Below are 23,598 nucleotides of genomic sequence, written 5' to 3' on the forward strand. Positions count from 1 at the left end.
AAACCCATGTCCCCTTCTCGGGCACGTACTGCGCGAGCTCCTGAAACGTGTTCTCGCTCCTGTCTCCCACGGAGAACACGACGTACATCCCCTTTCTGGAGAACACGAATCCCGTGAAGACCCAAGAGTAAAACGCCTTCGCGTTCCTCCTGAAGTAGGTCCACATCTCGTCCACGACCTTCACGCCCTCATTCAGCTCGTCCCTGGCTCTCCTCCACAGCCCCACGAGTTTCGCGTACTTCTTCCCTCCGTACCTCTTGATCCACGTGAATACCGTGCCCAGTGGGACCTGAAGTACCCTGGAGATCTCATGCTCATCCCGTTCGCGTACATCCTGAGGGCCCTCTCCCTCACGCTCCTATCGTGATGGTGTTTAGCTCCCTCCACGAACTTCCTCCCGCACTCCCTGCACAGGTAGAACTGCCTTCCCCTTATCTTCCCGTTCTTAACCACGTGATTACTTCCACAAGAGGGACAGGGAACGTCCCTGTAGACAGGTTTCCTTCCCCTCCTGGCCATAAGTAATACTCCCTTTACAAATATTTATACCTTAGTGACGACACTATGACCATATCACGTTAGAAAGACTTATTTTATGAACGTGAAGGGTGCCATTTATATGTAGATATAGAGCTTCTAAAGATAAATTATAGATTTTATGGAACATTTATATACTTCAGACAATCATTATAATATAGGTGAAAGGGTGTCCCTAGATTTCAACAGGGAACCTGAGTTCCCTCCGTATAACGTTTATCCGCCACGATGGAGCTTTGATAACGAGAAGGCCTGGCAACTCTACAGGAGGGCAAAGAGGGAGCAGTGGGATGAGCAGGACATAAACTGGGACAAGATTAAGGAGATTGCCTCAGGACTGGATAGAAAACAGAGACTGGCCATAGCCTACTGGTGGTCCCTGCTCTCCACCTTTGACAACGCCACACCAGTTTTCGCCTATGCTCTCGTGAAGTCCCACGAGCTTCACTTGGATACGGCAGTGAAGGGGGTTATAACTACAATTACCTATGACGAGAACAGACACAACGTAATGTGTGGGCTCGCAATTAACAGTGTGTTACCTGGGTATCCCTTCGATTTCAAACCTCAAGACGACCTGGAGAAGAAGGTTAGACTTAACACGTTGTGGGCATGGTATAATGGCTCAAGGTACTGGAAGGCTTACCTGGAGGCGTATAGCAAGTACACCATGGACGTTCTTTTCACCTCATTCATGATGGGAGAGGCAGCAGCCACAACCGTGTTCTCCACCATGTCCAAGGGATCAAAGATAGACGAGTTCGGAAAAGCTTTCAAAAACACTGCGGTAGACGAAACCAGACATTACGCCTTTACCCACCTGATCATGACCAGCAATGCAGCCGGCATGAATGACGAAAGGAAGAAACTGGTTTCCAAGCAGGTTAGAGCTGGATTTGTCTTCCTCTCCTTAATAACCTATAAACCTCCCAAGGACTTCTGGAGACTTCCTCCATGGTATCTTGAGGTCACGGAGAAGATGGAGGATCTTGCGAGGAGTGCGGGATTCTACATTCCGGAGATGAAGGAGAAGGAGGAGGCGTGGAGGACTGCCATAATGAGGGTGGGCGCTACACTGGGCAGATACGGAGTTCCAATGCCTGCAATACCCGACCTGGGAATAACCGGTGAAGAGATCAAGGACCTGAAAGAGGATGATTTCGTTCCGATTTTCTAAAACCAATTAAGCGATAATTTTTTTAACAACTTTTTGTTATTCTTACAAAAAGCCGGGTGTTTACTTGCGAATAATAATACTGGGAAACAAGGGAGGAGTGGGGAAGTCAACTGTGGGGTTACTCCTGGCAAAGAGGCTATGCGAACTTGGTAAAACGGTACTTCTAGTTGATAGGGATCAGATAGGTTACGCATCATGGCTCGTTGGAATTAAGAGGAAGGGCCTGATTGCAAGCGTGGTGGATAGGGAGGAAGGGGACTACTTTGTTGAGAAAAGGATAGGGAGTGGAAACCTTCAAGTTCTCAAGTTCTACGGCGATGGCCCCAGGCTTAGGGAAGATGTCAGACTGATCATCTCGGATCCAAAACTGAAAAGGGCGTTCAGCCAGAGATATCAAGAGGTTCTGTCGTTGGGCCACGATTTCATCATTTTAGATAACAAGAGTACAACATTTCCCTCCAATGAGGAAATAAAACTGGAACTCGACGCATACACAGATCGTTTCCCCAACACACGCAGTTACAGGGTATTCGTCACGGATCCCTTTCAATTAAACATAGAGAATACTATCTCCTTCGCGAGGAAACTGAATGAGGAGGAAGTTCTGCACAACTTACCGGTTAGGGTGGTTGGACAGACTCTAGTAATTAACATGATCCCGACAACGAGAATGGAGGAAATGAGAAACCTTGTGAAAGAGTTGGGTAACTTGTTCTCGTCAGTGATTTTCATTCCATTCTTGGATGAGTTATTCTCATTTAAAGGAAGTATAGATCAACTTCCTGAGGTAGATGAGATAAACGATCTGGTTACCTTGATTCAAAGGGTAGAAATGTTTCCTGAGTAGCTTAGGTTCAGACAAGTACAGTAGCTGGCAGAACCAAACTGACACGATTAGGTTAACTAAAGAACATACAAAGGGGCTACCTCATATTGTTGTGTATTTAACGAACCTTTAACGTGAAATACACAACAAACCAGACTAGGCCCCACGAATCAAGGAACCCTCTTGGGGATATCCCTAGATAGTAAACTCATGAATGCGAGTATCAGGGAGATGGAGGAGTATCCCAGAGTCAGGACCACTGCATCTATCCCAGTCCCAGGTATTGCGGGGAAAATTTCAAGCGCTTGAACTATAAGTGAGGCGTTTGGTATCGTCCCAGCGTAAAGGAAAGGTAGTTCCGTAGCCCCCCACGATGGAAGAGCTATGGCTATGGAGTTAAACACGGGATCATTGGTGAGTCTCGCCACGAAAACCAAGACTGCCCCAATAAGAATGGAGCCAATCAGCACCGAGCTGGAAACCAGAAACGCCAGGCTACTTCTCCTGAGGAGTTCACCGGACATGAATGCGACACTGAAGAAGGTGAGGGAGGAAAATATGACAGAGCCCACGAGGCCCGGAAGAAATTGAAGTTCGATCTGTGTTCCAAATAGCAACTCCGAGAGCGTTACAGCAAGTAATACCATGAGCAGGTATATCCCTATCACTAGTATATAACCGCCAGCTAACTTACTCAGTCCAAACTTTAACCGTGTTATGGACTTCGTTAGAAAGAAATCCACAGTTCCCTGCTCGTACTCTTCAGAGAGGGATCCAGAGGCTATAGATATGGCGATAAAGTGCAATAATAGACTTTGTGGTAGGAGAACCCCCGCTAACCACAATATGGGAGAGATGGGAGCTATGAGCTCCTCTATCCTTGGGCTCCTGACCTGGGATAGAGCCACGTAGACACCCACCTCGAAGAGAACAGTGATCGCGATTAGGGAGATCACCTTTTTCCTCGCGACGGATCTTCTAAGTTCGTAAGATATCAGATCCCACATCATCTTGCCTCGGCCTCCTTAATTGCCCTCTCATAGGCCTGTTCCAGATCCTGATCCAAGTAGAATGACCTTATCCTAACCCCGCCAAGTACTAGTTCCCTCAAAAGCTCCTCCCTAGCGTCTCTGCTCAACTCCACCACGTACTTGTCTCTCCGCTCCTCCACTGACTTCACGTAATCTAGGCCCTTCATCAGGGCCAGAAACTGCTCCCTATCAGGCGTCTCGAGTATTACCCTGACGCCAAGGAAACGCAGGACCAGCTCCTCTGTGGTTCCGGAGAAGAATATCTTTCCGCGGTATATGAAGATGACCTTGTGCGCAAGTTTTTTCACTTCCTCGAGTTCGTGTGAAGTCATCAGAACGGTAACGCCAGACCTGGTCAGCTCATTGAGGACATCCCTCATCCTCAGGTTGAGGATTGGATCCGTCCCCACGTTGGGTTCATCCATAACGAGTAACTCTGGATTCCCCAGAAGGGCCTCAGCAAGGGCAATCCTCTGTATCATTCCCTTACTGTACTTGGCGATTTTCTTGTCAGCATTTTCCGTCATTCCCACAAGCTCCAGCGCTCTCCTCACGTCATTTCTGTCCACTCCCTTCAACTTGGCGGAGAGCTCCAGGAGTTCCCTTCCAGTCAGAAAGGGTGGAAGATTTGGCAACTCCTGCACGTAACCCACCCTCTTGAAGACGTCCTTCTCCCTGAAGGGATCCATCCCAAGGAGTGAGACCCTTCCCCTGTCAGGATGGATTAGGGTCATCATGATCCTGATGAGAGTGGTCTTCCCTGCCCCATTTGGCCCAAGAATAGCTGTGATCATCCCACCTTCGGCCGAGACGGTGACCCCATCAAGAGCTTGCTTATTCCCGTAACGCTTTGCTATGTTCTCTGCCCTTAAGGTCTCCATCAATGGGAGTCTTGTTCTGAGAGTATTAAGAATATGCCAAAGAGATTGAGTTGTTTTCACTTCACGAGATTCACGAAAAACCTGCCAGGTGTGCCAGCAAACCCAGCGCGTGTGTTACCAGTGCGGCTCCCAAAGCCAATCCCGTCATTACTGCCCCCTTCCTCCAGGGACTAACATCGCTGAGTATGCCTATGAGGGCGCCCACCAAGAACGTGGCAATTCCAGTGACCGCATATGACGTCACTAGCCCCATCACTCCTCCTAAACCCAGGAGGAACGGTAGCACGGGAACTATTGCACCAATGATGTAGGAGATTGCGGTGGTCCTTACGCTCTCTCCAGTCCTGGAGACCTCCTTCTCCTCCTCGGTTCTGGAACCCTCCAGGAGACTTCTCAGTCTGGCCTTCCTCAACGCATTGTTCCTGATGTCCTCTTCTGACTTGGCTGAAAGATAGGCGCCAATGCTCATGGATATCATTCCTGACACTCCCACAATGAGCCCACCTAGAGCCACGTATAGCGGAACCGAGAATATGCCCGCAAGTCCAGACACAGACGCCAGAACCTCTATAAGACCGTCGCTAACTGCATATATCGTATCCCTCACAGTATCCACGTTAACCTGAGTCTGTATAAGCATGTCCTCGTGAACCATCTCCTGCATCATGATATCCCTGAAACCCTGCCTCTCTGTGTCAGTGAACTCCTGAGAAGTGGAGAAGCGGTAATACTTTTCCGCGTCATTCTCTTCCCCAGCCTCCACTATCTTGAGGACAAGGGCTAGGCCCAGAACTCTCCTGAGCCTTCTCAGGATCCAGAGCTTCAACCTATCCAGAAAACCCAGTCCCCTCAGCTTGATCCCTCTACTTTTCGCTATTTTCTCCCAGAACTGGGCATGCCTCCCCTCTCCCTCGGAGAGCTCTTGCAGTACCTCCTTCACCTTCTCCGACTTCTCACTCTCAGCCAGGGCGGAGTAAAGTTCCTTACCAAATAACTCCGCCCTATAGTTCCTGTTCACTAACTCTTCCATACTTTATACCTAGAGTAACTTGTATTTAAGAATTATTCTTAACTAGATCACGCATGTAAACCTTCTTGAAGGTGGAGGGAACTTCCATGTCTCGAGTGGAGGCTATGAGAACGCAACACCAGTCCTTGTACTCGTGAGGGTTTGCATCCTTCAGCACGAAATATTTGAGGCGGTTCGGTGAGACGCTGTTTTCTATCCTCTTATAGTCTGAGTCCGAAGACATAACAAGGTAGACGTTATCTGCCTCTATTTCAGTGTCTAGGATGTACCACGTGACCTTTCTGGACCTGATCTGGTCCCAGCTTTCCTTGGGAGGAGAGAGCCTGAATCCCGCTGGCGCTCTCCCTATCACTTCCTCTATCTCCATAAGTTCCACCTTATCATTCCTCAGGACGAAGAGGGCGTCCCCCTTGGGGTAGTATAGATAGGTCTTGTCCGCAGAACTTCCCAGAAGGATAACGAAGACCTTCTCGTTCATGAAATTGATGAAGTATTCTTCTGACATTGTGAAGAGGAGGAACAAGAAAATAAAAGAGTGTCTTAGGGCCTGAGTGTCTCCTACTAGATCTCCTTCTCCTTCAGGATGTCATCTATGATCGTGGTGTATCTCCCGGCATCCTCAAACCTAACCTTGGACGGGTTTCTGTCCTTGTATGAGGGGGCGTTTGTGGCTATCCTTTCCTCGTACGAGGGCACCAGTTCGTTCTGATAGAATAACCCTATGGGTATCCTCTCTCCCCACTCCAGCGACTTCAGCATAGCCTTAGCCATTTTTTCGCCCTCCTCTTCGGGTTTCCTGACCACGGGATCCCAGCCAGGTTCTGTCTCTAACTTGTACACTCTCTTGTCGTAATACTCCTTGGTGTGGATGTCATTGTATGTTGGACAGGGCTGGAGAACGTCAATGAGAGCTAGGCCCTTATGCTTTATCCCGGCCTTAATCATTTCCTTAAGATGCTTGACATCGTAAGCATATGACCTGGCCACAAACGTGTAGCCTGAGGATATGGCAAGCGCTATGGGATTAACATTATCGTTGATATTGGGTCTAGGAAGCGACTTGGTTTTCTCTCCCCTTCTCAGCGTTGGAGATGCCTGTCCCTTGGTTAGACCGTACACTCCATTATCGTGAAGTATTACTAGCATATCCACGTTTCTTCTTCCAGCGTTCACGAAGTGGCCTGCGCCAATGCCAAGCTGATCGCCGTCACCAGCGTTAACTATCACGGTCAATTCAGGGTTTGACAGTTTTATTCCTGTGGCAAAGGTCAGGGCTCTACCGTGAAGTGTGTGAACTCCTGAGATAGGTAACCTGAAGAAGTGGGGAGTCTTACCAGAGCATCCTATCCCGGAAACGACAACAACGTCCTCTGGGGTGAGACCTAGCTCCGATAGTGCCTGCTGTTCTGCATTTATGATCCCGAAGTTACCGCATCCGGGGCACCAGTCGTTCCATTCAGGAATCCAGACCTTAGGCACCGCCATGTAACACCACCCTCTTCTCTCCCCTTAGGGCTAACTTGATTCCGTCGTAAACCTCATCCCACGTCATGGGCCTCCCGTTCCACTTGAGGATATAGTTAGTTGGCTCAATTCCGGTGGCAAGCTTCGTGATCACCCCGGCCTGGCCTTCGTAATTCCCCTCCACATCAATTATTACCTCCTTGTTGGATAGGAGTTTCTTCATCAGATTCTTGGGGAACGGATTGAACATCCTGATCTGTATCACCTGAGCCTTCACTCCCTCACCAGACAACTGTTCCACAGCGTCCAGAACTGCTCCCTTGGGTGAGCCCCAGGTGATCACAGCTATCCTGGCATCTGCATCTCCGTGCACCTTTACCCTTTCTTCCTCCGGTATTTCCCTGTCAGCGGTCCTCAACTTCAGGAGCCTCTTCTCATACATCTTTATTCTGTTCTCCGAGTCCTCAGAGATGTGCCCCAGTTCATTGTGTTCGTCACCAGTGTAGAACACGTAAGCCTTACCCAGCACAACCCTAGGAGATATTCCGTCTTCCGTGAACTTGAATCTCTGGAACTCCCCGTCAGGCGTCTCAACCAACTTACCCCTCTCAGCGCGTAATCTGTCCAGTTCCAGCTCACTCACATCAAAGATGGAATAGGCGTTGGCTATTGCCTTCTCCACCAGGTGAATGACGGGGGTCTGATACCTTTCGGCCAGGTTGAAGGCCCAGACGGCATCCTGGAAAGCCTCAACGTGATCGCTAGAGGCTATTACAATTCTAGGAAACTCCCCGTGTCCAACATGCATGGCAAAGAGTAGATCCGCCTGAGAGGTCCTGGTGGGCTGTCCAGTGGAAGGACCTCCCCTTATGTAGTAGGTCACAACAACCGGCACCTCGTTCATTCCAGCCCATCCAATTCCCTCAGCCATAAGTGAGAAACCTGGGCCGGAGGTTGCAGTGGCTGCCCTCACGCCGGTGAGCGCGGCGCCCGAGGCCATGTTGATGGCAGCTAGTTCGTCCTCAGACTGAACCACAACAATGGGTCTCTTTCTCTTGTCTCCGGTCTCTGGATCCACGGCCATTACCTCCTGGTGGGCCTCTATGTATACGCTCTCGTCCGATGCTGGGGTAATGGGATAGTAGCTCTGGAAGCTGAGCCCCGCGAATATCTTGCCCATGGCAACTGCGGTATTTCCATCAACCTGGATCCTCCTCCCCTGTTTGGGAAGCTCCTTCAACTGGAACATGGGCTTGATCCCAGCCATTACCATTTCCGCTGCAATGCTGTTGATCTTCACAAAGGTCTCCTGCTTGAAGGTCTTCTTCAACGCATCCATGAGATAATCCTTCTTTAGTCCCGTGAGGGCATAGGAGGCTGCAATTGCAGCGGTGTTCTTGGCTCTCTCTGCAACGGACATGGGAACTCCCACGGACTCGGCCGTTTTCTTCACTATCTCGTCATAGTCAAGCTCGATCAGCTTCACTCCCTTGCTCTCCACGTACTTGAGTGCGTCAGCTACTGTGGTTCCCAGACCCTTGGACTCTAGGAACTCCTTAACTCTCTCCTGAATCTCTGGTTCCATGCTCTGAACTCTGTCCAGCTTAGTGTCCTTTACGCCCTTGTTATATATTATTACTCCCCTTACCTCAGTGAAGTGCTGGAAAACCGTCTCAGCGTCAAAGGTAGCTAATATGTCCACCACGCTTGAGATGCTCCTGGCCCTCTTGTCGCTGATGGTCAAGTTAAAGTAACTATGTCTGCCCTTGATATTGGAGTAATACTCTCTGTTACCGTAAATGTAGTAACCGGCACTTGCCACGGCGGCCCCAAAAATGTTGGCAGAAGTATCAACACCTGCGCCCTGGGCTCCTCCAATTTCCCAACTTATCTTCATTATTCTCTCATGATAATATGCTTCAGAAGGTATTAAAGTGAATCTCCTGATGATTATAAACACGTTCGATACGGTTTAAAGTTCTGAAAGGAAATAATGTATAATCCTTTGAATTAGAGTCAGTTTACAGAAGGGGGACGATAAGTAATGCCATCATCAACAATTTGTGGCAATATAGTAAAAAAAGGATATTATCCTTGTATCGGGTTTAGACCCATGAAAACCCTAGAAGTACCTGATGCCGTGGCCAACAGGATACTTGAGATCAGTGAGAGGAACAGGAAGAGACCCTATGATCTAGTTACGGAGCTGGTACTGGAGAGGCTAGAGGAGGGAGAGAGACTCGCTACGCTACTGGACCTCAGCGCAGAGTTTGAGGCGCTGGGAGACGAACTCTATTCCCGGGGAGATCTGGTGGAAGCTGGGGAGGCGTACTGGAGGGCGTTATCCCACATCATGAAGGCTGTGGCCATGAGGATAGGATTCGACATCGCCAGTTATCAGGATCATTTCTCCCTCGTGGAGTACCTTTCATACAAGTTGAACAATGGATCCCTGGTGATCAGTTTCGTGAACGCGGAGAGACTGCATGGCGAGTTCCATCCAAGGCCCCAGAGCTCGGAGGAGTTTGATTTCAGGAGAAAACACGCTAAGAGCCTGCTCATTGAGCTAAGACATTTAATTAACGAATTACAACATTGAATATGCGAAGACTGGACGTAGTGGATCTTATTCAGGGAAAGGGAACATACGTAGATGACCTTCAATTCAGGGGATATTATGGAGTCCTTGTCAGGAGTCCTTATGCCCACGCGTTGATCAAGTCTATAGATATCTCAGATGCAATCAAGGGAGGAGCCAAGGTTCTAACGGGAAGGGATATGAGCGTAGGGGAAGCCGAGGCTGGGGAGAGGGAAGGCTCATCCCTAGGGCAATCGCCCCTGGCCACGAGAAAGGTAAGATACATGGGGGAACCGGTTGCCCTGGTGTTGGCCGAGAATCCCTATAAGGCTCAGGACTTGGCTGAGATGGTCCAGGTTGACTACGAGGAACTGCAACCTGTGAACGACATAGATCAGGCACTCCAGGGTGATAGCTTGGTCTTCGAGGAACTGGGTTCCAACGTGGTGGGTAGCAAAACCTTCGAATATGGAAGTGTTCCCGCTGGAGGAAGGGAAGTTACCCTTGACCTCTACTGGTCAAGATCATCAGGCAATCCAATCGAGCCCTTTGGGGTAATAGCCTTACCTGAACCGTGGGGAATAAGGATACTGGCTAACATGCAAGCCCCAAACTATTTGGCTGGAGAGATTTCCAGAGCCATCAACCTGAGGGTTGTGGCTGAGCCCATACGTCAAGGAGGTAGTTTTGGTGCCAAGTTTTCGGTGCTTAACTATGCAGTTATAGTGGCCTATGCTTCGTGGAAGTTCAAGGTTCCAGTGAAATGGATCGAAACAAGAACGGAGCACCTGATGGCGTCAAATAGTTCCGGACCCGAGAGAAAGTTTAAGGCTAGAGCTACCTTCCTGCCTGACGGTACGGTGACAGGACTTGATATCAAGGTGTGGGAGGATGTTGGCGCAGCGACCTCTGGTGGGCAGGCATTCAAGCCAACGGGTATTCTGGCTGGTCCCTACGCAGTGAGGAACATCAGGTATGAGGTCAACCTAGTTGCCACCAATAAGAATCCCCCTGGAGCATTCAGAGGGGCAGGAACACCTCCGCATACTTGGGCACTTGAAAGGTTGATGGACGCCGTCGCGGACGAGCTTGGAATTGGAAGGGAGGAGGTGAGAAAGAGGAACTTCATAAGGTCGTTCCCCTATGAGGCACCATACGCCTTCTATGACTCTGGCAATCCCTCTCAACTCCTTGAGTTAGCCCTTTCAAGGGGCGACATCTTCTCCTTGAGGGAGAAAGGTTACGGTGTTGGTCTGGCCTGTTCCACCGACCCGAGCACTCCTTCAGGACAGGAGGAGGTTCACCTATACGTTAGAGACGGAAAGGTAGTGGTTGGAATTGGTTACGGTCCAGAGGGACAGGGGAACGAGCACACGGCAATGAAATTGACTTCAGAGTTGCTGGGTATTCCCCTAAGCTCAATCACTGTGGAGACACTAGATTCCTCCAAGATATCCTCGAGCTTCGGGCCTGGAGGAAGCAGGATGGCCGTGTTCATGGCCGGAGCAATAAAGGGAGCAACGGAAGAGCTGGTCAGAAAGATGAGGACAAGGCTGGAGAGGGAACTGGGAAAGGAGGTCACCTATTCCAACGGCATTTTCAGGACCAAAGGTGACGGTGTTGAAATTCCCATAACGCAGGTTGAGGAAGAGGCCAAGTACACCTTCTCGTTACAGGGTAAGACCAGATTCAACGCCTATCCCTTCGCCTGTGATCTTGCCGTGGTTAAGGTGGATCGTGACACCGGACTGATCAGACCTGTTAAACACGTGGTCTACATAGATCCTGGTACTCCCATAGATGAGGACCTGGTGAGGGAACAGGTAATAGGAGGAACCTACATCGGGATCTCCCTAGCCCTCTACGAGAGCTATATATACGAGGATGGTAAGCTCCTCACCACAAGCCTTTCAGACTACAACATGCCCACTGCCGTGGAAATTCCTGAAATAGAGATCAACATAGTCCCTACTCCCTCACCCTATACACCCATGGGCGCTAAGGGAATTGGAGAGATACCGGTTGGAGTGGCTGCTGCAGCCGTAACGTCTGCGGTAGAGAACGCTCTTGGAAAGAGGATAACTAGGGTTCCGGTTAGGCCTGAGCACTTCCTAGATTAGCTTGCTGGCCAGCGCCTCAACGATCTCGTTCCTAAAGATGGTCTTTTTCTTGAAATCATAATAGAGGGAGGCCTTAGACCTTGGACTCAGGGTTCCCCCCGCAAGCACTTCCTCCCTACCAACTTTTCCCTCCACAATCTCCACCTTAAGCTCCTCTCCGTTCCTTTTCACCACAACCCTGTTCTCCCACAGCTTTAGGTTCATGGCAAGCACAGAGGAGAAGAGGGTTAACTTCATGGGATAGAAGTTGAGCACTACAGGACCCTGAAGGAGGGCATCCACTGACTTATTCTCTATAAAGATGTTTCTCTTCTTCTCTAGGTTAACAACTTTCCCATCCCTAAATGTGGCAACTATATCGTCCTCTCCCTGCCCAGCTATTGCCCTCTCCAGACCCTCATAGGATTCGTAGGGAACGAACGTAAGTCTCATTTTCCCCTCCTTTACCATGACCTTCGCTGGGACTGAGTTATTCTCCACAAAGGTTACAGCCACATCGGTCTCAGGTGTTGCGTAATAGGGAAACTGAACTCCATCCTCAGCCTTTCCTCCCAGTCTGTTAATTGCTACTTGAATAAATCGATCTCTATTATTACTAAACGACCTGTATAAATCTTCCAGACTAGAATCTAGTCTTTTGATGAGAGATTTGAGAAGTTCATCTTCCAGATAAAAAGAGATCAGTTCGACTAAATTAAGTTCGTTAGATAACTTGGATGCTATTTCAGCCATGGATTTTGTTGAAGGATTGTGTAAAAACGCCTTAAGCGAGATGGGTTCCATCAAGCCAAATGTGACTGAGGCAATAAATATTTGAAGGTTTAATTGCGATATACTTAGATTTTTATCTTTTTCACTAAGTGGAACACTATATTTGGAAGGATCCCTAGATTTCCCGTATATGAATGTGGAAAGAGATCTAGTTTGTCTTATATAGAGGAATGTAGAGGATACGCATAATGAAACCACTATACATAGGTCTAATAGCCCTGGCCCTGTTGGGCTCAGGGGTAGCAGCTTCCTCTGTGGCAGGATTTGGACCCATAGCCTACATAACATATCATATAATATCAAATCAAGGAAATGAAAATATCACTATCATACCTGCGAATATAAATCTAGGAAATCTAACACCAGGTATGAAAGGAAACGTCACAACCAATGCTACAATTACATTGACTAAGTCAGATAATTATACTGTAATGTTATTACATGTAGAGAAGCTGAAGAAAGACTTTTCGCGCTTCGTTGTGGAAATAACTATAGATAACCAAACCTTCAATGTGAGCGAGCATCATCCATATCACGTAATACAGCTCCAGAACGGAACTTATCAGGTGGTCATAAAAATATTCTATACGGTGTCCATGAACCCCAAGGGAGATCTTAACGTTAGTAATGAACCGCTATTGATCATACATCCTGGAATCATGAAAGATCATGGAGACCATGACCATGGAGACCACGGGAATGGAAATCAGAATTCACAGGGTAGAAATGATAATCAGGATAACGACCAAAACGATAGCTAAGATAACCGATTTTTCATTCTTATCTATATTCTCCGAGAATTCTTCTAGGCACAAAACACAGGTTGCTTCCATCGGAGAAAACCTTAATTATTTTCTGGTAAATATATTGTTAGGGACTGTCCGGGGATACGGACAGGATGATACAAGTTTAAAACGTGTTTGTCTTCACTCTCTAGATGATTGCTTCTATTGACGAATCTGGGAATCCTTCTGTCAACGATCCCTTACCCTTTGTGCTGAGCATAGCATTAATTCAGGACGAGGAGGGATATAGGAAGGGGTTTGGGTCTCATTGAATTTCAACTTTGTATTCAATTCTCGACCCTTGGAGTTCACCGAAGTCGCGGATTAACCCCTTCATCCTTCTCACTCCCATTAGGGGGATAACCCCACTCACCTTACGGTGAGGAAACCCCCACATCTTACGTTTCTTTTTCCTTCCCCCACCACTATTCGGGAATTTATCATCCACATCTAGGGTAGGGATCTAAGAAATATATTGAATGCAGAGTATTTAAACTTCACACCTTTATGGAAACAGTTTTCAACGGCGTATGAGAACGTCTCACTAAAGCTCTTCAATGAAATGAGGATCTTCAAGTATTCAGCTGATAGACCCAAGAAGAATGATCCACGGGGACTCAACGTAAAGGGTTTGTTCATAGAGTCGATCTCGCCGTATGTCTCTTCCATCTCAGTGATAATTGAGAAGCACGAGGACATAAAGAACCTGGTGATAGAGACTTACGGTAAGTTGATTGCAAATCACTTGGGCGAATTGATTATTAGTATCCCCGGCTCCTCGAAGATAAAAGTAGTGTATGATAGGGTCCCCCTATTCACGTCCAGCGACAAGGAGTTCATTGCCACAAATCTTTATAAATGGATCAAGATTGCCAAACATTTAAGGCCCTATGTAGTTGTGGACCTGTCAGGGAAGGACAGGGATATATGGATCTCGGCCGCGGATTACGTGGCAGGCGTTACTAGGGATAATGTGCTATGCGGAAAAGGACTGGTGATTGGAGAGTACTGCGATCTAGTGGAGGATTGGATAGGCTTACTTAAGCCCAGGATAAGGTCTTACACAACAGAGGACGTGAAGGATCTCAGGTAAGTTATCGAACGTTCGGAAAACCTAGCCCTTCTGGGCGAAGTGGCTTCACCAAAGGCAAGGTCATAATATTGGGCTAAGTTGTATTGACACATGTACCGAACTTAACGACGGGAAACCTGTCCGTAAGGACAAATCGTGTGGTGAACAATTGTTTCACAATACTAAAGAGCTCGCTTAAGTTCAGTAGGACGTCGACATTGTGATTTCCATTAGGACCCATAACTAGCCTACACAATTAGCATGAAAGATGAGGTCAACAAAGACCCCTCAAGAACGACTATCTAACCAGTGCTCAGCTCCTCCACCGAGAACTGTACCAACTCCCTCAGTCTATCTAACCTTAGATGAAAATAACTCATTGGGTCAATGTCCACGGTGACGAAACCGTCCTCCTCTCCCATCTCCGCTACAGCTTTCACGTCCACTATTTCTCCTCTCCTGTAGGGAACCACTGCAATACTTCCTCCCACGAAGTTTGGAAGCTCAACCGCATTTGCGTTGATCACTGCTATCCTATTCTCCAGTGCACGCATCCTCACATATTCCCTCCACTTATCCATACCCTCTCTGCGAATCTTGGATGGGACCAAGAGAACTTCAACTCCCTTGGAGAACAGAGCCCTAGGAACCTCGGGGAAGTCGAGATCGTAACATATGACTATGCCTATCCTGACCCCATTCACGGTGAAGTAATATAGCGTGGTTCCAGGTATGAGCTTTCCCTTCTCATTCCCAAAAAGATGAATTTTCTTTGCTATGCCTGCAATCTGTCCCCTGGGCGTTATTATGGGAGAAATGACTGAAACCTCGTCCTCTACTGCACCAGGAACAATGAAGGCGGTGTACTTTACAGCCAATCGTTGAAACTCAGCCAAGGGAAGGTCGTCTAGGGTCTTCACCCACTTCTCAGGTAAAAGGACTACCTGCGATCCGCTCTCCAATGCCTTCTCTGTGTTACGAAGCGCTGACTCTACGGTGGTGGGTTGCACTATGGCTATTTTCAAATTACCTCTTCCTTGTCACCCTTTTTTTCCTGGATTCTCTTTAATCTTTTTATTAACCTTTGCTCCAACGTATCCACTGCCCTCTTCACCGCTGCAACCGGATCCCTATCACTGTCGTTTGCCACGAAATTTCCTATCTTGGTGGACACGTTAACCGAGACCTTATAGAGGGGTTTGCCCTGACTTGAGGCCTCCTCCTTGAAGGACACCCTGAAGTTATTTATGTCCACGAACTTCTCAAGCTTGGATAGATATCTCTCCAGAACCCCATCCAGCTGTGCCTTCAGCTCCTTGTTCCTCAGACCTGAGGTGAGTTTGGCCTCTATGGGCATTGATAGCTGGAACTTGGACTCGAGGGACTTTATCACATCTATTCCACTGATAACTCCTGAGACGAAGTCACCCTCCATGACTGGGGCTCCTGAGATCTTGTTCTTCAGTAGTTTCTGGGCCACGTCCTTGAGGAGATCCGCACCGGACACCGTGATCACGGGGGAAACCATGATCTCCTTTAGCGGGCTTGCCATCACCCTTTCCTCCTCGCTCAGGATGGAGGCCCTCTTCCTCTCGCTCAAGGGAGTGTAGAGGGCGTTCACAATGTCCCTCGTGGTAACTATCCCCACTAGTTTCCTGTCTTGGACCACCGGAATCCTTGAGATGTTGTCGCGAACCATTATCCACCTAGCCTTGGCCACCGAGTCTTCCGGGGAAAGGGTAACAGGCGGTGAGCTCATGAATTCCCTCGCTCTCCCAGTCTCCAGCTGACCTGAGTTCAGAAGGTGAGAGAGGACCTGCTCCCTTGTGATTAATCCCAGGAGGTTTCTGGAATCATCAGTGACCGGGATTGCCCTTGCCTTGGTTGTGTAGAACTTGACTATTACCCTGTTGAAATCATCCTTCTTGGAGAGGGAAACCACTGGAGAGGCCACGTTTATGATCCTTGTCTCCAGATTAACTCTTCTCCTGATAAGTTCCTTGAAGGAGAGAATACCAACTAGCTTCCTGCTGTTGACAACTGGAACAACCCATTGATTAGTTTCCTTCATTTTATTGAGCACATCCCTGAGCCTGTCGTTGGAATTTGCAACTAGGGATGGGCTCACCATGAGTTCTGAGGCGCTCATGATGTCACGTGTAATCTTTTATTAATCTGATTATAAAAGCTACTAGGATGCACAGGACTGTTTTCGTTTGGGATGACGCTTACCTCGATTACTCCTTTCCGGGGGAGCACCCCTTTAAGTCCTTGAGGGAGAGCAGGGCCAAAAGGTACATGGAAGAGAGGGGGTTCTTTCACCACGTGGAAATGAGGAAACCAGATCCTGATGACGAGAACATTCTTCTGACCGTGCACTCTAAGGATTACGTGGATTTCGTGAAGGTGAAGAGTCGGGATGGGGAAGGACTACTTGATTACGGTGATACTCCCGCGTTTAAGGGAGTCTTTGAGAGCGCCCTGAGGAGAGTCATGGGGAGCGTCACGGGGATTAGATTGCTGGCACAGGGATATGACCACGCGGTTAACGTTGGGGGAGGCCTGCATCATGCCCAGTGGGGCTCGGCCTCAGGGTTCTGCGTATTTAACGATGTAGCCATAGCTGCCAAGGAGGGGGAGAAGTTCTTTAAGAGGATAGCCATTGTTGACGTGGACGGACATCACGGCGATGGAACTCAGGCATTGCTTTACGATGATCCTAACGTATTGAAGATATCCCTTCACATGTATCATAGGGGGTTTTTCCCTGGAACCGGAGAGATCAACGAAATTGGTACCGGTGAGGGAAAGGGCTACACAGTTAACGTCCCCCTGCCACCTGGGACTGCAGATGACGCTTATCTTTACGCCTTCGATAATGTGGTTATTCCCCTTCTAGATAGATTTCAACCAGAGGCCATAATTGTTCAGGAAGGGGGAGACTCGCACTTTGACGATCCACTTGTGGAGCTTAAGTTAAGTACCAGAGGCTACCTGGCACTCATTAAGAGAATACATGACTTCGCGCACAAGGGGACGGGGAAAATCCTCCTACTTGGAGGGGGAGGCTACAATTATGACGCCACGGCTAGAGTGTGGACAATCTCAGTGGCTGAACTGGCGGGGATAGGTGAACAGGAGGTTGAATCTCTACACGACTGCTGTTTCACGTCCTCAAGTTCGTATATAATGGAGAGGGTCAAAGAGGTTGTGGAGAAGGTAAAAAAGGTACACGGGATTTGATCACTTGACTAGAATCAGGGAAGAGGCTTTCCTAGCCTTCTCTCTTGCCTCGTTTACGTCATTGCCGTTAGCAAGGACTACGCCCATTCTCCTCTTATCATAAGTGGAGGGCTTACCGAACAGCCTCACCTGCACTCCCGGGATGGAGAGCGCCTTTTCCACGTTTAGATAGGATGGGGCCCAGGTTTCGTACTGGGCAAGGATCACGTGAGATGCTGCTGGTGTCAGAACCCTCACCTGTGGTATGGGTAGACCAAGCGCCGCCCTGACGTGAATCTGGAACTCACTTATGTCCTGACTTGCCAAGGTAACTAGCCCCGTGTCGTGAGGCCTCGGCGATACCTCGCTGAAAAGTACCCTGTTCCCCGTGACAATTATCTCCACTCCGAATATCCCAAGCCCTCCCAGCTCGTTAACCACCCTGGTGGCATATTCCCTCGATCTAGCAATCACCTCTTGGCTGACAGTGGATGGTTGCCAGGATTCCACGTAGTAGTAACTGGGCCTCTGATGCTCTATGGGTTCCAGCGTCCTAGTCTCTATGGAGCCGTTGTTCATGTGACGGTAAGTAAGAACTGTGAGCTCCGTGTCCACTTTGACGTATTCCTCAACTATCACGGTTCTGCTCTTACCTCTGGCGTGGGATACCGACTCCCTAAACCCCTTCTCCACCTCATCCTCAGATTTCACCAGTACGTGTCCGTGACCGCTGGAGCTCATCTCGGGTTTCAGGAGGCAGGGGAATCCAACCTCCTTACATGCCCTTCTGGCCTCCTCCTCGTCGCTGGCAAAGGCATACCTAGTTGTGGGCACGCCAACCTTCTCCGCTGCCAGCTTCCTCAACTGCATCCTGTTCATGCACGTTTTAACGGCATTGGCATTCGGTATTACCCTCATACCCTGATCTTCTAGGTCCAGTAGGGCATCGGTATCTATTGCCTCTATCTCCGCTATCACTGCATCTGGATTCTCCCTCTTTACTATTGTCCTAATTGCGTTGCCGTTGAGCATGTCCACAACGTACTTTCTGTGGGCAACGTGCATTGCAGGTGCCATATCATATCTGTCCACGGCCACAGTCTCTATTCCCATCCTTTGTGCCTCTATTACCATCTCCTTTCCCAGCTCTCCGCTTCCCAGAAGCAGAATCTTCTTTCCATTTCCCACCAATGGGGTTCCGAGTTCCATGCGGGCTATTACTTAGCCAACATAAAAATGTTTCGGAATGATTGAAGAAAATTTACTTAAACAAGTAAAAGAGAATGAAGCCAGTTCAGTAGAGGTTTCTGATCCACGAGGAAATTGGTGAAGTATCTCCATCCCCTGGGCACCCTACAGCTGGAGGAGTAGGGTAATACCAGGGCACCTGTGGGAAATCTGGTGGAGTACTCCTGTAGCTGATCGTAGTTATAGAAGGATATCTTGGCCTCTACGGGAATTCTTCCCTCGACCAGCATATCCGGGATGTTGTGATATCTCTCGCCCGTGAGCCTGAATAGCGACTCGAAGGTCTTTACGTGTCTCTCCACCTTAAACTGGTGAGATAGGGTCCTGTACACGAACTCCTCGAAAATATAGCCCATGACCCTGTTCAGGGAGATGAGCCTGGCCTTTCCAGGATAGGCCAGCACGGGAAGGAGATCCACATCAACTCCCGTGAGTTGGGAGAGCTTCTTCACCTGTTGCACCAGGGAGGCCTCCTCCCTAGAGAGGTGAAATACCGGATTCTCAACCCTTCTATCACCTGAGAGGACTGAGACCAAGGAGCCGTCAACGAAAACCAGCACCTCTCCCTTTTCGTCAGGATAAAGTTCCCCATTAATCAGGGAATAGCGGAAAATCTGCACACAATAAATGGTCCATCCTTATCTAAAGTGATTTTCCGTGAGTGTGTTCCTTGACGCGGAACATCTTCCAGATCCTTATATGCGTCTCCACGGCCCCTCGGTCTCTGAAATCTATCTTTAGTTGCTTCCTCTGTTCCTCCTCACATCCAACGCAGTCGTAAAGTATCCATCCTCCCTGAAATTCCCAGGAGTCATAGTACTCAATGGCTCTCCACCCCTTCATGGAGACCATTGCCCTCAAATCTTCCAACCTCATCACGGGAAACGCCACATAGTTCCTGAGCTTGAGATAGCCCACCTTCATGATTTCAATGTTTTTTGGATGTATCAACACCGTTACCTGAGAGTGCAATGGATCTATATCAGACATCTTCACCAGCTCCACGACATCCTCCTGCGAAGCGTAAACCGCTGCGTTCTCCACGTCCTGAAACAGGTCCCTCAAGTACTCCCATTCAGGGAGCTTGGACCCGAGAAGCCATGATATCATTGGAAACCGTTTTAACTCTTCAGCCCAATAAAGTTAAACAGTGATGACGTGACGGTTTACTGACCGATGAGGAACGTTTCCCATTCCTGATACCACGTTTAACCTAACTTCACTGCGGCCAGTAGGAACGCGAAGGACAGGAAGGACACGCTGAGATTATCGTCCAGGAGGGGCAGGATTTCCACCGCGGTCGCAATAACCGCAGACAACAGTCCGGGAACAGACAGGAGGACATATCCAAGAGGTGCTGTCAACACCAGCATTCCCACCGATCCCCAGAACCCCTTAAACCTTCTCCCGTAAACGTAGTTCCTCACTATCCCTGTAACCCCATCCCCAAAGGACATGAAGATCAGGGGTAACAGCGCTACATAGAGGTACCTGTTTCCCAGTTGCCAGAAGTTGGGCTCTAGGACCCACATTATCAGCAGAATGGTACCAAAGGAGAAGGAGAAGAATACCTCCCCCATATTGTCAGACTCCTGGAACCAAGACATAGGTTGTCTCAATCTCCTGATTAGCAGATAACTCATCATTAGGTAGGAGGCGACTATCACCACAAGCGGGGAGGATAGAAGGAAGGGAGAGGTGATGGCGACCACTCCTCCCCCAGCCATGTGTATGAACTTTCTTGCCACGTACGTATTCGTTTTCTTTGCGACCAATTTCGAAAGCTTCAGGGTCACAAGTCCTACCCAGACAACATAGATGACCCCTATTATCACGTCATTGAGTGTTATTAGCATCCGACACTACACTCGCATCAGAGATTAAAAGATTTGGCTATTCACGTGAGTCTTTTGCAAATTATTAACCCTTTTTACAATTTTCTCTTAATTCTTTCCAATCTCAGGTCCTCCTCTAACCCATCCATGAATTTGTCTAGCCATCCCTGCAATAGACCCTTGGAGAAGCGTTCCATCCAGCCCTCATACTCCAGCTTAATCGAAAGCTCGCCCTGTCTTAATGAGATAATCAACCTCCCTGTACCAAGGTTGTCACCATGGGATAACGTGAACGGATATACGATCTCGCTGGTGGATACGAACACATTTCCCTTCACTTCGTGATCAAAAAACATGTACTTCGCCATGGCAGAGAACGACTTTCCTGAGACTTCGAGCCTCCTGACTGTTGGGAAGAGCCTAGGTATCACGAACTGGGGGTCCGACATAATTAACCTAATGGCCTCGGTGGAATGATCAGTTGACGCGTTCTTGGAAAGTACTATCATAAGGTCAGCATAATTATTATAAGATTTATACTCTTTAAACTTTTCGTTTATTTGGGTTTAAAATCAAGGAATAGAGTTATAAGAATGAAAACTATTAGATTGACTGTATATTCATAAATAGTACTAGAGGGGTAAAAATGGAAATTTTTCAAAAGTCAGGTGGGGCACTGAGAGGCAAGTGGGCCTGCGGCCCCTAGGGTGGCATTTTGAATGAGTTGGGCTCCTTGAATTAACTGGGGAAACTGGTCAATGTGAGTTAAAACGTATTGCGGACTGTAACCTGAAAGGATGTTGGGATTAACAATGGGCGTGGTCACAATATATGTCCCTCCAGGTCCTGAGATCAGTATGGCGAAATTCAGGTGGGGCGGATTAACATAAAGAGCTGATGGTTTCCCGTAGCTGATCACCGGAACCTGGGTCTCGTACTTTATTACAAGTTGAGCGACCTGGGGAGATAATCCCATTTCAGAATACTCATGCTCCAAGATTTGCTCTCCTGCATGAACCAGTTGACCCTGTGGAATTGGGGTACCGTTATATGAGGCATTCAGGTACTCGTTATATACGTAAGCCACGTAGAATTGGACAACTGAGGTTGAATTGAACTGGGTAAAGATGAGACCGGGTATGCTAGCCGGACTGTGAAGGGGATCAGAGTAATGTAACTGATAACTGAAGTTTCCGTAATTCTTTAGGGCGTCATAGATTGACCAAGAGGCAGCAGCGCCAACTGGGCAACCTATCCAGGACTGCTCAACGATTATAATTTTCCCCTTTGGTGCCAGATCCTGATTGCTGACCTTTACGAACTGGCCCGGAGGAATAGACTGAGCGTTGGTTACATATATCTTTGAAATGTAAAGGGAAAGAAAACCAACTACAACCACTATTACAACAGCTATGGCTATCGCTCTGGACCTGTTCACGAAATATCGGCTTTTTTAACCATTATAAATGTGTTTTCAAAAATTAAACGAGGAATTATCTAACGACAGTAGTTGAACTCCAGTTAGTCTATGGGTCAGGAGGAATTACAAGGTGTGAACTGCCCCACCCTCACGATGGGGCTTCTTGGTTCATTGACCACGCTCGATCCCCTCTCACCCACAGCGTCGAATGGAACCCATCCTTGACGCCCCCGTGCGGGAGGGTTACGGAGGCATTGGTATCCTCAAGCTTGACTTCGGTTCCATCCCTGGGTGGTCATCCCACGTGACCACACGATGGGGTTTAGCAGGCCACAGTATATTTACGTATGTTATCATTTTTCTTCGGGCTATCCATCCCCACCTCACGATGGAGTCTTCCGCCTCCTTAACCTCCAAAGAGATAAACCTAGGATCTCTCTCGTATCTCTAATTTGAGGAGGAACTTCCACAGTGGAATTATCCTTATTTTCGTGCCATCTCTCTCAATGAGGTCCTCCAAGTCCCAGCTTACAATCACATTTTCATAATCTGGGGAAAACTGGTGGGCCTTCACCAGATTGATATCCCCTTCCTTTAACTCTCATATCTCGTGTGGCTCCCTCCCAATGGTGAAGTTTGTTACATGGGAAAACCTATCTAGGAAGTACTCCTGGACCTTCTCCCCGCTCACGATAAAGTCCACTAGTAGCTTGGCCAGCCCTGGTCCCACCTCTGCCCCGTATCCGTCTAAACCACCTGCATAGAGGACTCTATCAGTGATTGGACCATAGGCTGGTCTCATGTCCGGGGTTCCTTCACAGAATTCCCCGGCAGTATAGAGCGGAACTAGGGGACCCAGTCTCTCCCTTGCCCTATCCAGAACTTCGTCCTCCTGCACCGGAATCCTTCTTCCAGGGGGAGACTCTATGACCCTTCCGTCTCCCACTATGGCTATTCCAGTTCCAAGTCCCAGGAGGGGTCTGGAGTAGAACCCCTTCTCGTAGTCGTAGACGAAATGATTACCCAGTTCCCTCATCCTGCTGGCGACTAGCGTTGCCCAACAATAGTAACTCTTAGATTTCACCTTGAGAAGACACGGATTCCAGGGCCCAGCGACCACCAGATACCTATCGGCGTGAAGCTCTTTCCCATCAAGGTAAACCTTCTCCTGGAGTAGATCCACCTTGGCCTTCCCCCTCACGAAGGGAACCGAAGATATTAACTTGGATACGTAAACCAGCCTATCCCCTCCTCTAGCAACAATTCCATTACTCTTGAGCCAATCCACGTACGTCTCCCCGATCTCTACTCCTGCCCTCTCCCAAGAGTTTAATATATCCTTGCCAATCTTCCCAAGGGTTATGGAGACGAACTCCCTCATGGGAACTGAGAACTCTCTATAGAAATCTAGGCTCATCCTCGCCAGCTCAATGTCCTTATCCTTGAGGAGAAGTGAATGAATGAGACTGGGAAAGACCCTTCTCTCCCCTGACTCCACTACCACCACGTCGTGGCCCAGTTTCCTCAACATGTGATAAAGCGAACTTCCAAGGATTCCCCTTCCAACTATGACGAACTTCAACGAAGTTTTTGAAACTCCT

The 23,598-nt window shown here is 48.5% G+C and carries 23 protein-coding genes and 1 pseudogene; 7 read left to right on the top strand and 17 right to left on the bottom strand.

Going from position 1 to position 23,598, the window contains the following annotated elements; genetic code table 11:
- A pseudogene (locus L3N51_RS10310) lies at window positions 1-519 on the bottom strand (IS1/IS1595 family N-terminal zinc-binding domain-containing protein); the annotation flags it as partial.
- Between the two features lie 187 nt (window positions 520-706).
- On the opposite strand from L3N51_RS10310, the gene L3N51_RS10315 reads away from it, so the two are divergent.
- Together L3N51_RS10315 and L3N51_RS10320 are read left to right on the top strand one after the other, a co-directional pair.
- Window positions 707-1,714: an aminobenzoate oxygenase gene (locus L3N51_RS10315; RefSeq protein WP_238027134.1), complete on the top strand. Its 1,008-nt coding sequence runs from the start codon at window positions 707-709 to the stop codon at window positions 1,712-1,714.
- Window positions 1,715-1,778: 64 nt separating this feature from the next.
- The gene (locus L3N51_RS10320) at window positions 1,779-2,561 is read left to right on the top strand and encodes a ParA family protein (RefSeq protein ID WP_238027135.1); all 783 of its coding nucleotides are present in this window, start codon (window positions 1,779-1,781) and stop codon (window positions 2,559-2,561) included.
- Between the two features lie 149 nt (window positions 2,562-2,710).
- On the opposite strand, the gene L3N51_RS10325 is transcribed toward L3N51_RS10320, so the two are convergent.
- The 6 genes from L3N51_RS10325 to L3N51_RS10350 form a co-directional block, all read right to left on the bottom strand.
- Window positions 2,711-3,550, bottom strand: a complete 840-nt coding sequence (locus L3N51_RS10325; protein WP_238027136.1) for an ABC transporter permease — start codon at window positions 3,548-3,550, stop codon at window positions 2,711-2,713.
- Window positions 3,547-4,452 carry an ABC transporter ATP-binding protein gene (locus L3N51_RS10330; RefSeq protein ID WP_238027137.1) on the bottom strand — a complete coding sequence of 302 codons (906 nt, stop codon included), beginning with the start codon at window positions 4,450-4,452 and terminating at the stop codon, window positions 3,547-3,549. The genes L3N51_RS10325 and L3N51_RS10330 overlap by 4 nt, the downstream gene beginning before the upstream one ends.
- A gap of 70 nt (window positions 4,453-4,522) precedes the next feature.
- The gene (locus L3N51_RS10335) at window positions 4,523-5,482 is read right to left on the bottom strand and encodes a VIT1/CCC1 transporter family protein (RefSeq protein WP_238027138.1); all 960 of its coding nucleotides are present in this window, start codon (window positions 5,480-5,482) and stop codon (window positions 4,523-4,525) included.
- A 25-nt stretch (window positions 5,483-5,507) separates the two neighbouring features.
- Window positions 5,508-5,987, bottom strand: a complete 480-nt coding sequence (locus L3N51_RS10340; protein ID WP_238027139.1) for a hypothetical protein — start codon at window positions 5,985-5,987, stop codon at window positions 5,508-5,510.
- Between the two features lie 56 nt (window positions 5,988-6,043).
- Window positions 6,044-6,967: a 2-oxoacid:ferredoxin oxidoreductase subunit beta gene (locus L3N51_RS10345; RefSeq protein WP_238027140.1), complete on the bottom strand. Its 924-nt coding sequence runs from the start codon at window positions 6,965-6,967 to the stop codon at window positions 6,044-6,046.
- Window positions 6,954-8,843 (bottom strand): 2-oxoacid:ferredoxin oxidoreductase subunit alpha, encoded by a 1,890-nt coding sequence (locus tag L3N51_RS10350; protein WP_238027141.1) that lies wholly within the window; start codon window positions 8,841-8,843, stop codon window positions 6,954-6,956. Before L3N51_RS10350 ends, L3N51_RS10345 begins: the two co-directional genes overlap by 14 nt.
- Before the next feature lie 216 nt (window positions 8,844-9,059).
- Between L3N51_RS10350 and L3N51_RS10355 the strand changes: the two genes are divergently transcribed.
- Complete coding sequence (locus tag L3N51_RS10355) at window positions 9,060-9,545, top strand: PaREP1 family protein (RefSeq protein ID WP_238027142.1); 486 nt, start codon at window positions 9,060-9,062, stop codon at window positions 9,543-9,545.
- A gap of 2 nt (window positions 9,546-9,547) precedes the next feature.
- Window positions 9,548-11,644 carry a xanthine dehydrogenase family protein molybdopterin-binding subunit gene (locus L3N51_RS10360; protein ID WP_238027143.1) on the top strand — a complete coding sequence of 699 codons (2,097 nt, stop codon included), beginning with the start codon at window positions 9,548-9,550 and terminating at the stop codon, window positions 11,642-11,644.
- On the opposite strand, the gene L3N51_RS10365 is transcribed toward L3N51_RS10360, so the two are convergent.
- The gene (locus L3N51_RS10365; RefSeq protein ID WP_238027144.1) at window positions 11,636-12,376 is read right to left on the bottom strand and encodes a hypothetical protein; all 741 of its coding nucleotides are present in this window, start codon (window positions 12,374-12,376) and stop codon (window positions 11,636-11,638) included. The genes L3N51_RS10360 and L3N51_RS10365 overlap by 9 nt on opposite strands.
- 227 nt (window positions 12,377-12,603) lie before the next feature.
- Between L3N51_RS10365 and L3N51_RS10370 the strand changes: the two genes are divergently transcribed.
- Window positions 12,604-13,176, top strand: a complete 573-nt coding sequence (locus L3N51_RS10370) for a hypothetical protein (RefSeq protein ID WP_238027145.1) — start codon at window positions 12,604-12,606, stop codon at window positions 13,174-13,176.
- A 586-nt stretch (window positions 13,177-13,762) separates the two neighbouring features.
- Window positions 13,763-14,293, top strand: coding sequence for a hypothetical protein (locus tag L3N51_RS10375; RefSeq protein WP_238027146.1), 531 nt, complete (start codon window positions 13,763-13,765; stop codon window positions 14,291-14,293).
- 281 nt (window positions 14,294-14,574) lie between these two features.
- Here L3N51_RS10375 and L3N51_RS10380 read toward each other — a convergent pair whose 3' ends face one another.
- Together L3N51_RS10380 and L3N51_RS10385 are read right to left on the bottom strand one after the other, a co-directional pair.
- Window positions 14,575-15,297 carry a carbon-nitrogen hydrolase family protein gene (locus tag L3N51_RS10380; protein ID WP_238027147.1) on the bottom strand — a complete coding sequence of 241 codons (723 nt, stop codon included), beginning with the start codon at window positions 15,295-15,297 and terminating at the stop codon, window positions 14,575-14,577.
- Complete coding sequence (locus tag L3N51_RS10385) at window positions 15,294-16,421, bottom strand: CBS domain-containing protein (protein ID WP_238027148.1); 1,128 nt, start codon at window positions 16,419-16,421, stop codon at window positions 15,294-15,296. Before L3N51_RS10385 ends, L3N51_RS10380 begins: the two co-directional genes overlap by 4 nt.
- A gap of 47 nt (window positions 16,422-16,468) precedes the next feature.
- Here L3N51_RS10385 and L3N51_RS10390 point away from each other — a divergent pair, with 47 nt between their 5' ends.
- Window positions 16,469-17,515: an acetoin utilization protein AcuC gene (locus L3N51_RS10390; protein WP_238027149.1), complete on the top strand. Its 1,047-nt coding sequence runs from the start codon at window positions 16,469-16,471 to the stop codon at window positions 17,513-17,515.
- On the opposite strand, the gene purT is transcribed toward L3N51_RS10390, so the two are convergent.
- From purT to L3N51_RS10425, 7 genes are all read right to left on the bottom strand, one after another.
- Window positions 17,516-18,703 (bottom strand): formate-dependent phosphoribosylglycinamide formyltransferase, encoded by a 1,188-nt coding sequence (purT, locus tag L3N51_RS10395; protein WP_238027150.1) that lies wholly within the window; start codon window positions 18,701-18,703, stop codon window positions 17,516-17,518.
- 56 nt (window positions 18,704-18,759) lie between these two features.
- Window positions 18,760-19,362: a hypothetical protein gene (locus L3N51_RS10400; protein ID WP_238027151.1), complete on the bottom strand. Its 603-nt coding sequence runs from the start codon at window positions 19,360-19,362 to the stop codon at window positions 18,760-18,762.
- Between the two features lie 22 nt (window positions 19,363-19,384).
- Complete coding sequence (locus L3N51_RS10405) at window positions 19,385-19,852, bottom strand: hypothetical protein (RefSeq protein ID WP_238027152.1); 468 nt, start codon at window positions 19,850-19,852, stop codon at window positions 19,385-19,387.
- Window positions 19,853-19,950: 98 nt separating this feature from the next.
- Complete coding sequence (locus L3N51_RS10410) at window positions 19,951-20,598, bottom strand: phosphatidate cytidylyltransferase (RefSeq protein ID WP_238027153.1); 648 nt, start codon at window positions 20,596-20,598, stop codon at window positions 19,951-19,953.
- Between the two features lie 74 nt (window positions 20,599-20,672).
- Entirely contained in the window at window positions 20,673-21,086 is a 414-nt protein-coding gene (locus L3N51_RS10415; RefSeq protein ID WP_238027154.1) for a DUF3211 domain-containing protein, read from the bottom strand.
- 155 nt (window positions 21,087-21,241) lie between these two features.
- Entirely contained in the window at window positions 21,242-22,015 is a 774-nt protein-coding gene (locus tag L3N51_RS10420; protein ID WP_238027155.1) for a DUF929 domain-containing protein, read from the bottom strand.
- 583 nt (window positions 22,016-22,598) lie between these two features.
- Window positions 22,599-23,579, bottom strand: a complete 981-nt coding sequence (locus tag L3N51_RS10425; protein WP_238027156.1) for an FAD-binding oxidoreductase — start codon at window positions 23,577-23,579, stop codon at window positions 22,599-22,601.
- Between the last annotated feature and the right edge of the window lie 19 nt (window positions 23,580-23,598).

The organism is Metallosphaera javensis (ex Hofmann et al. 2022) (assembly GCF_022064045.1).
Lineage (GTDB): Archaea > Thermoproteota > Thermoprotei_A > Sulfolobales > Sulfolobaceae > Metallosphaera > Metallosphaera javensis.